1 protein-coding gene is annotated in these 296 nt (G+C 70.9%); it reads right to left on the reverse strand.

Going from position 1 to position 296, the window contains the following annotated elements:
- The coding region (locus tag FJ658_RS15670; RefSeq protein ID WP_141146252.1) for an MFS transporter at positions 1-296 on the reverse strand (296 nt) is incomplete at both ends.

Below are 296 nucleotides of genomic sequence, written 5' to 3' on the forward strand. Positions count from 1 at the left end.
ACCACCCGTAGCTGCGCCCCTCGATGAGCCCGAACACGAGGCTCGTGAACAGCAGCACCGACAGCAGGGCGCCGACGGCGTCGACGCGACGCAGCTCGTCTGCCTTCGATTCGCGCACCACGAGCAGCGCGCCGATCACGATCAGGATGCCGAGCGGCAGGTTGATGCCGAACGCCCACCGCCACGAGAAGTCGGTCGTGAGCCAGCCGCCGAGCAGCGGGCCGACGGCGGCCATGCCGCCGATCGTCGAGCCCCACACCGCGAAGGCGATGCCGCGCTCGCGGCCGACGAAGGTC

This window comes from Schumannella sp. 10F1B-5-1 (assembly GCF_006517535.1).
GTDB lineage: Bacteria > Actinomycetota > Actinomycetes > Actinomycetales > Microbacteriaceae > Schumannella.